Source organism: Cytobacillus firmus (genome assembly GCF_023715565.1).
GTDB classification, from domain to species: domain Bacteria; phylum Bacillota; class Bacilli; order Bacillales; family Cytobacillaceae; genus Cytobacillus; species Cytobacillus firmus_C.
The window spans coordinates 1-13624 of record NZ_JAMBOJ010000003.1 but is presented as its reverse complement, the minus strand read 5'-3'; the positions used below and the strand labels follow the sequence as shown (position 1 = coordinate 13624).

Here is a 13624-nt window from a genome sequence, read left to right as displayed (position 1 = left end):
AATGGAAACTTTAATGTCACTGCTTGTCGGTCTGTTTTTTGCTATAGGAACCTATTTAATCTTAACCAAGAGTTTACTTAGAATCATCCTGGGAACATCCATTATCAGTCATGGTGTTCATTTGCTTATTCTCACGATGGGCGGGTTGAAAACGGGAGGTCCTCCATTATTGGGGCTGCAGGACCTTCCATTTACCGATGCGCTGCCTCAGGCACTTATATTAACAGCGATTGTTATTAATTTTGCAACAACAGCCCTTTTCTTAGTGTTGAGCTATCGTGCATATAAAGTGCTGGGCACAGACGATACGGATCAAATGAGAGGTAATCATGATGAATAATTTAATTATTTTGCCCATAATCATTCCTCTGATTACAGGAATGGTCATGGTGATTTTTAGGAAGAATATAAAACTTCATAAAATCTTAAGCCTCACAGCATTATCTGCATCAGGGATCATTGCAGCCTTGTTAATGGGCGAAAATAAAATCGATGGGATTCAGACCCTGAATTTAGGCGGCTGGGAGCCCCCGTTCGGGGTAAGCATGGTCGCTGATATGTTTTCCTCCATGCTGCTTTTAATAACAAGTATTGTATCTCTCTGCTGCTTGCTTTACGCCTTCAGATCAATAGGGCAAGAAAGGGAGAGCCATTATTTCTATCCTTTATTTTTATTCCTGATTACGGGAGTAAATGGCTCTTTTATTACCGGGGACTTATTTAATCTGTTTGTCTGTTTTGAAGTTATGCTCATTTCTTCCTATGTATTGATTTCATTGGGAGGCACTAAGGTGCAGCTTCGGGAGTCCATTAAATATGTACTTACCAATATTGTTTCGTCATTTCTTTTCCTCGTAGCAATCGCCTATATTTATGCGATTACAGGAACCTTAAATTTTGCCCACCTTTCATTGAGGGTTGCAGAAACGGGCCAGAGCGGGCTATTGACCATAGTATCTATTTTATTGCTGGTCATATTCAGCCTGAAAGCTGCCCTCTTTCTATTCTTTTGGCTCCCAGGCTCATATAGTGCACCGCCAACTGCTGTGGCTGCGGTTTTTGCTGCGTTATTAACAAAGGTTGGCATATATGCGATTTTTCGTTTATTTACCCTGGTTTTCTACCACGAGCCGCAAGTTACACATCTCTTAATCGGCATTTTGGGAGCGGCAACTATGATTATGGGTGCGATTGGAGCTGTTGCCCATTGGGATATTAAGAACATACTTGCTTATAACGTGATTATAGGCGTTGGTTTCATTATTGCTGGTTTGGCCTCTTTTTCAATCGAAGGTATAACAGGTTCTGTCTACTATATAATCCATGACATTATTGTTAAGGCGCTAATTTTCTTATTAGGCGGAACAATAATCAGTCTTACAGGCACTGGGAAATTAAAAGATATGAGCGGCCTTATCCGTAATCATCCATATCTTGGATGGATGTTTTTTATTGCTGCTTTGTCCCTCGCAGGAATTCCTCCCTTAAGCGGTTTCCTTGGCAAGGTATTTATAACACATGGGACTTTTGAAGCCGGTTATTACTGGCTGGGCGGGATAGGTCTGATGACCAGTCTGATGGCCCTATACTCTGTCATTAAAATTTTCATGAATTGTTTCTGGGGAGAAACGTATTTAAGTGAAGAGATGGAGTCAGGTACAACGAAAGGGGTAATGGTTCCGATAGCCTGTCTCAGCCTGCTGACCATACTGCTGGGCCTGGGTGCTGAAGGAATCTCAGTATATACGGATCTGGCAGTTAAAACCTTAATGAATCCAGAGCTTTATATTCATGCTGTCTTTGAAGGACGGACAGCACCTTAGTGCCGGGAATGAACAGATTTTTCTTCGAAAGGGGTTATGAATTTGCCCATTCAAGTATTAATTAATCTATTTATAGCTTTTTTATGGATGTTTCTTCAAGATGACTGGAGCGTATTATCCTTTTTCAGCGGTTATCTGGTGGGGATAATTGTTTTGATCGTTTTAGAGAAATTCTTCAAAGCTCCGTTATATTTGAGATCTCTTGTTGCCATCCTGAAATTGTTTTTTGTGTTCATCTGGGAACTGTTTACTTCAAGCATACTTGTAATCCGGCAGGTAATAAGGCCAAGGATTAATATTACACCAGGGATTTTCACAATTGATACGGAGCTTGAAGGAGAGCTTGAAGTAACATTGCTTGCTCTGCTTCTTTCACTGACTCCCGGTTCTGTAGTTGTGGAAATCTCCCATGATAATAAAGTGTTTTATATTCATGCCATGGATATTCCGGAATCAAGTGAATCTGTCATAGTATCAAAAGATCGGTTTGAAAAGGCGATAAAGAAGGTGACCCGCAAATGATAGAAATTATTTTAATGCTCTCATTAGGATTTCTCGCGCTTTCAATGATGGCAACAATTTTTCGGCTGGTTATAGGGCCTACGACACCTGACAGGGTACAGGCATTGGATCTTTTGGGTATTAATTTAATTTCAGCGGTAGCCATTTTCTCGGTGTTACTAAATACGCATGCCTTCATGGAAGTCATTTTATTAATTGGCATTCTTTCCTTTATAGGAACTATTGCCTTTGCGCGCTTTATGGAAAGGGGTGTTGTCATTGAACGCAAACGTCTCAAGTGAAATGGTGGCTGCAATTCTAATACTGACAGGCACCATTTTCAGTTTTCTAAGTGCAATCGGCATTATTAGGCTTCCGGATGTGTATACCCGGTCCCATGCTGCATCAAAAAGTTCCACTTTGGGTGTATTGTTTACTTTGTTTGGAGCGTTCCTGTTCTTCCTGTTTGCAGACAATTTTTTCAGTATTCGATTACTGCTTGGAATATTTTTTGTATTCCTTACTGCACCCATTTCTGCTCATGTAATTTGCCGTGCTGCTTATCGCTCCAGTGTGGAGATGAGCAGTACAAGTGTCAGGGATGATTTGAAAGGTGCACTAAGGAAGGAACAAGAGGATGCCTAGAACACGTTTCCTTTAAAAGGTTCTTCAGCATTTTATGCTTTGTGCCAAAATAGTTTATGGTACAATGAGGTACAGTTGAATCATGAGGAGAGAAAGGCATTGTTTGAATTTGTAAGAGGCAGGCTCGATTTTATTGGACCTGAATATGTAGTTATTGAAAACAATGGAATTGGATACCAGATTTTAACGCCTAACCCATTTAGCTATACACCGGAGTTCGGACAGGAAGTCAGGATATTCACGTATCATTATGTACGGGAAGATATTATGGCATTGTACGGCTTTCAGACTCGTGAGGAGAAGACGCTGTTTACCAGACTGCTCAATGTTACAGGTATTGGGCCGAAGGGAGCTCTTGCAATTCTTGCTTCTGGGGAACCTGAACAGGTGGTACAGGCGATTGAAAATGAAGATGAAGCTTTCCTCGTTAAGTTTCCTGGAGTCGGAAAGAAAACAGCAAGACAAATGATTCTCGATCTGAAAGGGAAGCTTCCCGATATTGTCCCTGACTTCTTCCCTAATCTGTTTTCAGAGGATAGAATTCAGGCTGAGAGCGGGCCTGCAGGAGATTTAGAAGAAGCCTTGCTTGCACTAAAAGTGCTGGGCTATTCAGAAAAGGAACTTAAAAAGATTACGCCTGAACTGAAAAAGGAAAAGCTTACAACGGATCAATACATAAAGAAGGCGCTGCAAAAGCTTTTAAAACTATAATTCGTTGGAGAAGGCCGTTTCGTTTTATGCTGAATTAAGAAGGTGATTAAGTATGGAAGAGCGGATAATATCCGGTGAAGCTGATTTTCAGGATCTTTCATTTGAACAGAGTCTGCGCCCGCAGACATTAAAGCAGTATATTGGCCAGGATAAAGTAAAGGAGAACCTCGAGATCTTTATTAAAGCTGCAAGAATTCGCGAGGAAACCTTGGATCATGTCCTTCTATATGGGCCGCCGGGTTTGGGTAAGACCACTCTGGCTGCTATTATTGCCAATGAAATGAGCGTAAATATCAGAACTACTGCAGGCCCTGCAATTGAAAGGCCAGGTGATTTGGCTGCGATCCTGACAGCATTGGAACCGGGTGACGTACTGTTTATTGATGAAATTCATCGCTTGCCCCGGTCTATAGAAGAAGTTCTTTATCCGGCAATGGAAGACTTCTGTCTGGATATTGTGATCGGTAAAGGGCCAAGTGCCAGATCAGTAAGGCTGGATTTGCCGCCTTTTACACTGGTTGGCGCGACAACAAGGGCAGGATCGCTATCAGCTCCGTTAAGAGACAGGTTTGGCGTACTAAGCAGGCTTGAATACTACACAGAAGAGCAGCTGACGAATATTGTTGTGCGTACAGCTGAGGTGCTGGATACAGGAATAGATCAAAAAGCAGCTATTGAAGTGGCGAGAAGGTCAAGAGGCACGCCTAGAATTGCAAACAGACTCCTCCGGAGAGTCAGGGATTTTGCTCAGGTCAAAGCAGATGGCCAAATTGATGAAACACTTGCCAAGGAGGCTCTTGAGCTTTTGCAGGTTGACCGTTTAGGCCTTGATCATATTGACCATAAATTATTAAGAGGGATAATCGAAAAATTTCGCGGCGGACCTGTAGGCCTTGAAACCATTGCGGCGACCATTGGAGAAGAAGCGCATACGATTGAAGATGTGTATGAACCCTATTTATTGCAGATTGGGTTTCTTCAGCGGACACCAAGAGGAAGAATTGTAACAGACCTCGTGTACCGCCATTTTCAAATGGAGGTGCCTGCTGATTGAGCGGCATATCAAAGTGGCTGATGGTCATTGGTGCGATCATTTTTGCCATAGGGTTTATGAGCCAGTTTATTAATATTGGCAAGCTGCCTGGGGATATAGTGATCAAGAAAGGCAATACGACTTTTTATTTTCCAGTCGTTACATCGATTTTGATGAGCATTATTCTCTCTGCCATCTTTTATTTTATTGGCAGGTTCCGGTAGTCTATATGAATAACAGAAGGGTGACATCATGAAAGTAGATTGGTTTGATTTTCATTTGCCTGAAGAATTAATTGCACAGACGCCTTTGGTTGATCGGACAAGCAGCAGGCTGATGGTTCTTGATAAAAACACCGGGGATATTCAGCATAGTGTTTTTAAAAATATTAAGAATTACCTTCAAGCAGGAGATTGTCTTGTATTAAATGACACAAAGGTTCTTCCTGCGAGACTGTTTGGAGAAAAGACGGGCACTGGTGCAAAAATAGAGGTGCTGCTTCTTAAACAGCTTGAAGGGGATACCTGGGAAACGCTGATTAAACCAGCCAAAAGAGTAAAAGAAGGAACTGAAATAACTTTTGGGGACGGCAAATTGACTGCTGTCTGCACTGGAACCTCAGATCATGGCGGCAGGTTGCTTGAGTTCAGATACGACGGGATATTTTATGAGGTGCTTGAACAACTGGGAGAAATGCCTTTGCCTCCTTATATTAAGGAGCAACTTGATGATCGGGACCGTTATCAGACTGTGTTTGCCCGTGAGCGAGGTTCTGCTGCAGCTCCGACAGCAGGACTGCATTTTACTGAACAGCTTCTTGAAGAATTAAAAGAAATGGGTGTGCATATTGCTTTTATTACTCTGCATGTTGGACTTGGAACTTTCAGGCCTGTTAGTGTGGAGGATTTAGATGAGCATGAAATGCATGCTGAATTTTATCAGGTAACTGAAGGAACTGCACGTCTATTAAATGAAGTGCGTGAGCAGGGAGGAAGAATCATCAGTGTGGGGACTACTTCCACGAGGACGTTAGAAACTATTGCTTCTGCTCATAATGGCCGTTTTGAGGAAGCAAGCGGCTGGACTGATATTTTCATTTATCCAGGCTATGATTTTAAAGCGATTGATGGCATGATTACGAATTTCCACCTGCCTAAATCAACTTTAATTATGCTTGTGAGTGCATTGGCAGAACGTGGGAACGTCCTGAATGCCTATAATCAGGCAGTTGAGGAGCGATACCGGTTCTTCAGCTTTGGAGATGCTATGCTCATTTTGTAATATTATTCTGCCTATCCCGGGCAGGAATAATGTGCTATTAAATGGAAGGAGAACTGCAACTTGACTGCAATTCGTTATGAATTAATAAAAACATGTAAGCAAACAGGTGCGCGTTTGGGCCGGGTTCATACGCCGCATGGATCTTTTGAAACACCTGTGTTCATGCCCGTAGGAACCCTCGCTACAGTAAAAACCATGTCCCCGGAAGAATTGGTGGAAATGGGAGCGGGCATTATTCTGAGCAATACTTATCATCTTTGGCTTCGCCCAGGTCATGAAATTGTGGAAGAAGCAGGCGGCTTGCATAAGTTTATGAATTGGGACCGGGCCATTCTGACAGATTCCGGCGGGTTTCAGGTGTTCAGCCTGAGCGAATTCCGCAAAATTGAAGAAGAAGGCGTTCATTTCAGAAACCATTTGAATGGTGACAAGCTGTTTTTATCTCCTGAAAAAGCAATGAATATTCAAAATTCGCTTGGTTCTGATATTATGATGGCATTTGATGAGTGCCCGCCTTATCCAGCTTCTTTTGAATATATGAAGAAGTCAGTTGAAAGGACTTCCCGATGGGCTGAGCGCTGCTTAAATGCTCACAAGCGCCCGAATGATCAGGGGCTCTTTGGTATTATACAGGGCGGAGAATATGAGGAGCTGCGCAAACAGAGCGCGAGAGACTTAACATCTCTTGATTTCCCGGGGTATGCTGTAGGCGGATTATCGGTAGGCGAGCCGAAGGATGTTATGAACCGTGTGCTTGAATTTACAACTCCGCTAATGCCGTCTGATAAGCCGAGATACCTTATGGGAGTAGGATCCCCGGATTCTTTGATTGATGGTTCGATCAGAGGAATCGATATGTTTGACTGTGTTCTTCCTACCAGGATTGCTAGGAACGGAACATTAATGACTAGCAATGGCCGGCTGGTTGTTAAAAATGCAAAATTTGCAAGAGATTTTGGCCCTATAGATGAGAATTGCGATTGCTACACATGCCGAAACTACAGCCGTGCTTACATCAGGCATTTAATCCGCTGTGATGAAACATTTGGAATCAGACTTACAACTTACCATAATCTTTATTTTCTGTTAAAATTAATGGAGCAGGTTAGACAGGCTATTAGGGAAGATCGCCTGGGAGACTTTAGAGAAGAGTTTTTCGAAAGGTATGGCTTTAATAAACCTAACGCGAAGAACTTTTAATCATAAAAAATTGAGCTCATTTTAGGGGATTTTTCCTTAAATCGGGCTGATCTTTGAAAGGGGGGAAAACTATGGAGCTTTTAGGAACATTAGGACCATTATTGCTGATGTTTGTTTTATTCTATTTCCTGTTAATTCGTCCGCAGCAGAAACGCCAAAAGGCAGTTCAGCAAATGCAGAGTGATTTGAAAAAGGGAGATAAGGTTGTTACAATCGGCGGCCTTCACGGATTCGTTGATGCTATCGACGAAGACAAAGTGGTTATTAAATGTGGTGACGGAAGTCGTCTTACATACGATCGTGCAGCGATCCGCGAAGTAACGCAGGCAACTGGCGATGCATTAGCAAAAGCTTAATATCCTTAATATCAAAAAAAGAAGGTCCTGAGCAGGACCTTCTTTTTTATGCGGTTCTTTTGGTGTTAAGGTTCACTCCCAATATACCGCCCATCATTGCCGTAAGTGTGAAACAGGTGTGGTATATCATTTGTTCCATATTAAATAAACTGTCATGTCCCAAATATTGAAAAAGGAAAATAACGATTGAGTACACAAGGCCGGTTAAGCCGCCGAGCAGCCAGCCTTTTTGCTTCCCTTTGCCTCCGGAAATGAACCCGCCTGCAAATAGAGAAATGAATGAAACAGCAGTAATAATATACTGCAAGGATGACTCCTGCAATGATGTAAACCTCAGGAGCAGTGAAAAAATGAGACTGCCGGCAACGGCAATGGCAAAAATCGCAATAATACCATAAAGTACAGCGCTTCCAAAGTTCTTTGATTCTTCTATATGGACCATCTCCCTTCTTAATGAGTGAACAGGAACAGCTTTCGACCTTTGAGTTGAGGCAGCCAGCCTTTTCCTTAGTACAAGCATATTCAGACAATGAAAAAATAGAATCGAAATTGTTCAAAGAAGAATCACATATACTCATAAAAGTTCCAATATGCGGAAGAATAGAAAGGATTGCATCAAAAGGAGTGCTGTTGAAGTGGAAGAATATCTAATCATCGTTGTAAGAACCTTATTTTTGTATGCAGTCATTCTTCTCATTTTTAGATTGATGGGCAAAAGGGAAATTGGAGAACTAAGCATCCTGGATCTGGTCGTCTATATCATGATTGCCGAACTTGCAGTTGTCGCGATAGAAACTCCGGATTCAAATATTTTAAAAAATGTGCTTCCCATGCTCCTCTTGATGGTTGTACAAATTGTATTGGCTATATTCTCCCTGAAAAGCAAAACATTCAGGGATGTAGTTGATGGCAAGCCGACTATTATTATTAATAAAGGAAAAATAGATGAAAATGCCATGAGGAAGCAGCGGTATAACTTTGATGACCTTCTCCTGCAGCTGAGAGAAAAAGATATTGCAAAAATCTCTGATGTGGAGTTTGCCATCCTTGAATCCTCCGGTACGCTGTCAGTGTTTGAAAGAAAAGACAGTAAAGATGGGGGGATTACAATCCCTTTAATTATAGATGGCACGATTCAGAAAACGAATCTTGAAACGATAAATAAAAGTGACTTTTGGCTGCGTCAGGAACTTCGAAAAGAGGGGTATAAAGAGATATCCGATATTTCATTCTGCAGTTATGAAAATGGCCAATTTTATGTGGATCTATTTGATGAAAGAAAATAACAAGGTCAGCTCAGCCCCGGCTGACCTGTTAAACATTATTTAAATGCCAGTCTGGATATCATTTTGCCTATACCTGGAATACGAATTAAGTCATTCTTTCTAATAAGCTTTAAGATTAATAAAAGGATGATATAGACAATTGTGATAACTGTGGATATCAAAATAACCCTTAATGCTGTATTCATGTCTGGGGCAAGGATGTCTTTTAGCGTCCATAACCCTAAGCCTCCTGATACAATCATTGCTATAAACGTTTTTAGATAATCCCTTATGAAAAAAGTAAAAGAAATAGCTTTCAGAACGGTTGCGAAGTGAAGCATTGTCACCAGGACTGTGCCTGTCAATATCCCCATCGCAACGCCATTTATCCCAAATGCAGGCTGGCTGGCAAGGAGAAAGATAACGGCCGTCTTTACAACTGCTCCAATCAAGCTGTTAATCATGGCAGCCCGGGCAAGATTCAATGCCTGTAAAGTTGCCTGAAGAGGTCCCTGATAATAATAAAACAGGAAAAACGGAGCCATCAGTTTAATAAAATGAGAGCCGCTTGAGGAGCCATACATCACTTCCATCAACAGGTCGGAAAGGATGTAAAGAACCACCACTGCCAGGCCCCCGGTTATGAATGCGAAACGAAGGGCCTGCTGAAGCCGGTATTCGATCAGCCGCATATTATTTTGGGAATTTGCCTCGCTTATAGCGGGAACAAGAGAAGTTGACAGAGAATAAGTAATAAACGATGGCAGCATTAGAAGAGGCATGGCAAAGCCCGTAAGAGCACCATACTGCTTCGTAGCCGCAGCTGCTGCCACACCTGCAAGTGCCAAGCTCTGCGCTACTACGATCGGTTCAAAAAACCAGGCGACAGAACCGATCATTCTGCTTCCTGTCGTTGGAAGAGCAACGGTCATCAATTCGTTAAATGTACTTTTTCCGGAAGACACATATTTAAAAAATTGATTCCTGACTCTGAACTTCTTTTTAAGCTTAAATGTGGTCATCAAATAAAGTAAAGATGCAAGCTCCCCGATGACTGCTGCCAGCATGGCGCCAGCAGCCGCATATTCAATTCCATATGGCAGGAATGCCTTAGTCATTAAAGCAATCAGACTGATTCGGACTATCTGCTCAATCATCTGGGAATAGGCAGCAGGCTTCATGTTCTGTCTGCCCTGAAAATAACCCCGAATAACAGAGGAAACTGCAATGATTGGCACAATTGGAGCAATTGCCATTAAAGGCAAATGGGTCCGGTTATCAGTAAAGAGTGTCTCTGATAATAATGGAGCAAGCAGAATTAAAGCGGGAGTGAAAACAATGGAAAGCGAGATGGTCGTCGCTAAGGAAACGATTAATATTTTCTTTATTTTTGCTGTATCGCCTCTTGCCTCTGCCTCGGCTACATTTTTAGAAATAGCAACCGGCAGCCCAAGCTGTGTGATGGTGACTACAAGAATCATGGTGGGAAAGGCCATCATATAAAGGCCAACACCTTCTTCTCCAATAAATCGGGCAATGACAATTCTGTTAATAAAGCCAAGGACCCTGGTCACAAGCCCTGCAGCGAGCAGGATCATGGTACCTTTCAGAAATTTGGACATTCAACTCCCTGCCTTCTCAAAATGGGTAATATCATATACAATTATCTATATGCAAGATAGAGGACAAAGCATGACAAGCTATCATAATTTCCATGTTATTAATGGCGGGGAGGCGGCTGAATATGAAAATCGGCCATGAATATGATTATTTTCGCACTACGGTAAAACCTGCATTGGAAAGCAAATTGGATGAATTTCGGCTTCTGGGATATAAAAAAGTGTCTGAACAGGAGCTCTGGGGATATCTGACAATGAAAAAGTGGAAAAAACCAAAAGAAAATGTCAGGCTATTCGAAATTGTGGAAGAAGTAATGGAGGTAAAAGTGAGTGAATACATTCACTATGCTACCATGGAGGCTTTTAAAGAAGCTGAATTTTCATTAGAGAATGAAGAAGAGCGCAGAAAATTATTAAAGTAACTAGACATTTCCAGTTTTCATCTTGTTTAACATCATTTAAGACAAATTGACAGGTTTTACAATCTGTTTCATAATGAAAAGCGTAGTAAATGGTCTTTTTTTCATGTCATCGTCATACATAGAATGAAATTTAGGAACTAGTGGTTCAAACATCAGTCTTTATTAACGGGCAGGCATACCTATAAGTCATGCAGCCTGAAGGTTTGGTAAATAATGCATCACGCCGCTGATGGGGTGCCTGTTATATCTGATAGCGGGCGATAGCTAAGGAGGATTTATTCAGAATGGTAAAGCGCAGCCGTATCGTTGCTTTTTTCCTGATTGTTTTATTACTGGGAAGCCTGGCTGGAGCAACGACGAACAACATCTTAAAAAATATTAAGCTTGGACTTGATTTGCAGGGCGGATTTGAGGTTCTCTATGAAGTCACACCAAAAGATGGCCAGAAGGTAAATAAAGAGGTCCTTGCAAGTACTGCTGAAGCACTGGACAGGCGGATCAATGTTCTTGGAGTCAGTGAGCCGAATATTCAGATTGAGGGAGATAAACGGGTCCGTGTTCAGCTTGCTGGTGTAACAGATCAGAATAAAGCAAGGGAAATCTTGTCTACAGAAGCTAACTTATCATTTAGAGATGTAAATGATCAGTTGATGATGGACGGTTCAGACCTTGCTCAAAATGGCGCAAAACAGACATTTGATGAAAATGGAAAACCGAGTGTTTCATTGAAGCTAAAAAGTGCCGCCAAATTTAAAGATGTAACTCAAAAAATAGTCAATATGGGTGCGCCCAATAATTTGCTTGTCATTTGGCTAGATTTTGAAGAGGGCCAGGATTCTTTCCAGGCCGAGGCAGCAAAACAAGATCCCAAATACTTATCTGCTCCACAGGTAAGCCAAATCTTTAATCAGGATACCGTATCCATTGTTGGGAACTTTACAATTGAAGAAGCAAAAACACTGGCGGATTTATTGAATGCAGGATCCCTTCCTGTGGAGCTCGATGAAGTGTATTCAACTTCGGTAGGTGCGAAATTCGGTGAGCAGGCAATGGAAACGACCATACTTGCGGGAATAATAGGGGTATTGGTAATCTTTATTTACATGATTGCTGTATATCGTTTCCCTGGATTTATTGCGACACTCACATTATCATTTTATATTTATCTGATATTACTAATATTTGATTGGATGAATGGTGTATTGACGCTGCCTGGCATCGCCGCACTGATTCTCGGGGTTGGTATGGCTGTTGATGCGAATATCATTACCTACGAGAGAGTCCGGGAGGAAATGAAAGTGGGCAGATCAATTAAATCTGCTTTTCAGGCCGGGGAGAAAAACTCACTTTCCACAATTTTTGATGCGAATATCACAACGATTTTAGCAGCAGCCGTATTATTCATGTATGGGACAAGCTCTGTAAAGGGATTTGCAACCATGCTTATTATAAGCATCCTCGCCAGCTTTCTTACTGCTGTTTACGGCACAAGGCTTCTTATGGGACTGTGGGTCCATAGTAAATTTCTTGATAAAAAACCAGGCTGGTTTGGAGTTAAGAAAAGCGAGATTAAAAATATTGCTGAAAATTACGATACGCTTGATTTGCCAACCAAATTCGATAAGTTTGATTTTGTAGGGCACAGAAGGAAGTTTTTCATTCTATCTGCTGTATTAATTGCAGTGGGAATTATCATTGTATCCATATTCAGGCTGAACCTCGGAATTGATTTTGCAAGCGGTACGCGCATCGAGCAGCTGGCTGATAAACCTTTAACGAAAGAAGAGCTCCAAAATGAATTATCAGCTGTAGGATTAGAGACTGATGATATTGTCATTTCTGGTGATAATAAAGAAATCGGTGTTGCAAGATTAAAAGGTGTAATGACAAAAAATGAAATCGCCGATTTGAAAACTCATTTCCATGAGACATTCGGTGCAGATCCAAATGTCAGTACGGTTTCCCCTACTGTTGGGAAGGAGCTTGCTAAAAATGCGCTGATTGCATTGGCAATTGCCTCTATCGGCATTGTTATCTATGTAACCATCCGTTTTGAAATAAAAATGGCCATTCCTGCAGTCCTTGCACTTATGCATGATGCCTTCTTTATTATCGCAGTATTTAGCTTTACACGACTTGAAGTGGATATTACCTTCATTGCAGCGATTCTGACAGTGGTCGGTTACTCCATAAATGATACAATTGTAACCTTCGACCGGATGCGTGAGAATATGCAGAAAAAGAAAAAGCTCAAGTCATTTGAAGATATTGCGGATGTTGTAAACAAAAGTCTGCGCCAAACACTTGGCCGCTCTGTAAATACTGTTTTAACAGTTGTATTTACAGTTGTTGCTCTGCTCGTGTTTGGAAGTGAATCAATCAGAAACTTCTCGTTTGCACTTCTTATTGGTTTAATAGCAGGTACTTATTCTTCCATTTTCCTTGCAGCACAGATTTGGGCAGTATGGAAAGGCAAGGAACTGAAAGAAAAAGGCGTTATTCATACTGTTAAAGAAAAACGCAAAGTCAGTGACGAACCTCAAGTGTAATAATTACAAAAAAAACTCAGGCGAGTTGGTCTTGTCCCTGTCAAGTAGACAACATAAAAAGCTAAGCAGTGAGCGCGTGTCGATATTCTATCGGCGCGCGTTTCTTTAGTTTCTTTTGTCTGCGTTTGTAATTGTAATGGTAAATGTAATCCTCAAGAGCTTCTTCTAGTTCTTCTTTTGACCTACACTTATTTATATACAGCTTCTCAGTTTTGAGGT

At 41.5% G+C, this 13624-nt stretch carries 17 protein-coding genes; 14 read left to right on the top strand and 3 right to left on the bottom strand.

What is annotated here, in order from left to right; translation table 11 throughout:
- Window position 1 precedes the first annotated feature (1 nt).
- The 11 genes from M3205_RS01600 to yajC all read left to right on the top strand — a co-directional run bounded on the left by M3205_RS01600 (window position 2) and on the right by yajC (window position 7550).
- Complete coding sequence (locus M3205_RS01600; protein ID WP_048011602.1) at window positions 2-340, top strand: Na(+)/H(+) antiporter subunit C; 339 nt, start codon at window positions 2-4, stop codon at window positions 338-340.
- Entirely contained in the window at window positions 333-1823 is a 1491-nt protein-coding gene (locus tag M3205_RS01595; protein WP_251168420.1) for a Na+/H+ antiporter subunit D, read from the top strand. Before M3205_RS01600 ends, M3205_RS01595 begins: the two co-directional genes overlap by 8 nt.
- A 42-nt stretch (window positions 1824-1865) precedes the next feature.
- Complete coding sequence (locus M3205_RS01590) at window positions 1866-2345, top strand: Na+/H+ antiporter subunit E (protein WP_251168323.1); 480 nt, start codon at window positions 1866-1868, stop codon at window positions 2343-2345.
- A complete protein-coding gene (locus tag M3205_RS01585) occupies window positions 2342-2626 on the top strand; it encodes a Na(+)/H(+) antiporter subunit F1 (RefSeq protein ID WP_251168322.1) in 285 nt (94 codons plus the stop codon). The genes M3205_RS01590 and M3205_RS01585 overlap by 4 nt, the downstream gene beginning before the upstream one ends.
- Window positions 2604-2969, top strand: coding sequence for a monovalent cation/H(+) antiporter subunit G (gene mnhG, locus M3205_RS01580; RefSeq protein WP_251168321.1), 366 nt, complete (start codon window positions 2604-2606; stop codon window positions 2967-2969). The genes M3205_RS01585 and mnhG overlap by 23 nt, the downstream gene beginning before the upstream one ends.
- Window positions 2970-3068: 99 nt before the next feature.
- Entirely contained in the window at window positions 3069-3680 is a 612-nt protein-coding gene (gene ruvA / locus M3205_RS01575; protein ID WP_251168320.1) for a Holliday junction branch migration protein RuvA, read from the top strand.
- A gap of 52 nt (window positions 3681-3732) precedes the next feature.
- A complete protein-coding gene (gene ruvB / locus M3205_RS01570) occupies window positions 3733-4734 on the top strand; it encodes a Holliday junction branch migration DNA helicase RuvB (RefSeq protein ID WP_251168319.1) in 1002 nt (333 codons plus the stop codon).
- Window positions 4731-4937, top strand: coding sequence for a DUF2905 domain-containing protein (locus M3205_RS01565; RefSeq protein ID WP_251168318.1), 207 nt, complete (start codon window positions 4731-4733; stop codon window positions 4935-4937). Before ruvB ends, M3205_RS01565 begins: the two co-directional genes overlap by 4 nt.
- Before the next feature lie 28 nt (window positions 4938-4965).
- Window positions 4966-5994: a tRNA preQ1(34) S-adenosylmethionine ribosyltransferase-isomerase QueA gene (gene queA, locus M3205_RS01560; RefSeq protein ID WP_251168317.1), complete on the top strand. Its 1029-nt coding sequence runs from the start codon at window positions 4966-4968 to the stop codon at window positions 5992-5994.
- Window positions 5995-6054: 60 nt separating this feature from the next.
- On the top strand, window positions 6055-7194 hold the full coding sequence (tgt, locus tag M3205_RS01555) for a tRNA guanosine(34) transglycosylase Tgt (RefSeq protein ID WP_251168316.1): 1140 nt from the start codon (window positions 6055-6057) through the stop codon (window positions 7192-7194).
- A gap of 71 nt (window positions 7195-7265) precedes the next feature.
- Window positions 7266-7550 (top strand): preprotein translocase subunit YajC, encoded by a 285-nt coding sequence (gene yajC, locus M3205_RS01550; protein WP_095245954.1) that lies wholly within the window; start codon window positions 7266-7268, stop codon window positions 7548-7550.
- 46 nt (window positions 7551-7596) lie between these two features.
- Here the strand turns inward: yajC and M3205_RS01545 are convergent, their stop codons facing one another.
- Window positions 7597-7983: a TIGR04086 family membrane protein gene (locus tag M3205_RS01545; protein ID WP_076257463.1), complete on the bottom strand. Its 387-nt coding sequence runs from the start codon at window positions 7981-7983 to the stop codon at window positions 7597-7599.
- A gap of 202 nt (window positions 7984-8185) precedes the next feature.
- Between M3205_RS01545 and M3205_RS01540 the strand changes: the two genes are divergently transcribed.
- Entirely contained in the window at window positions 8186-8836 is a 651-nt protein-coding gene (locus M3205_RS01540) for a DUF421 domain-containing protein (RefSeq protein ID WP_251168315.1), read from the top strand.
- A 35-nt stretch (window positions 8837-8871) separates the two neighbouring features.
- Here the strand turns inward: M3205_RS01540 and spoVB are convergent, their stop codons facing one another.
- The gene (gene spoVB / locus M3205_RS01535; RefSeq protein ID WP_251168314.1) at window positions 8872-10437 is read right to left on the bottom strand and encodes a stage V sporulation protein B; all 1566 of its coding nucleotides are present in this window, start codon (window positions 10435-10437) and stop codon (window positions 8872-8874) included.
- 122 nt (window positions 10438-10559) lie between these two features.
- Between spoVB and M3205_RS01530 the strand changes: the two genes are divergently transcribed.
- Both M3205_RS01530 and secDF read left to right on the top strand, forming a co-directional pair.
- Window positions 10560-10856: a post-transcriptional regulator gene (locus M3205_RS01530; protein WP_251168313.1), complete on the top strand. Its 297-nt coding sequence runs from the start codon at window positions 10560-10562 to the stop codon at window positions 10854-10856.
- A 284-nt stretch (window positions 10857-11140) separates the two neighbouring features.
- Window positions 11141-13405 carry a protein translocase subunit SecDF gene (gene secDF / locus M3205_RS01525; RefSeq protein ID WP_251168312.1) on the top strand — a complete coding sequence of 755 codons (2265 nt, stop codon included), beginning with the start codon at window positions 11141-11143 and terminating at the stop codon, window positions 13403-13405.
- A 61-nt stretch (window positions 13406-13466) separates the two neighbouring features.
- On the opposite strand, the gene M3205_RS25875 is transcribed toward secDF, so the two are convergent.
- A partial coding sequence (locus M3205_RS25875) for an IS3 family transposase (RefSeq protein ID WP_396104985.1) occupies window positions 13467-13624 on the bottom strand: 158 nt, incomplete at its 5' end.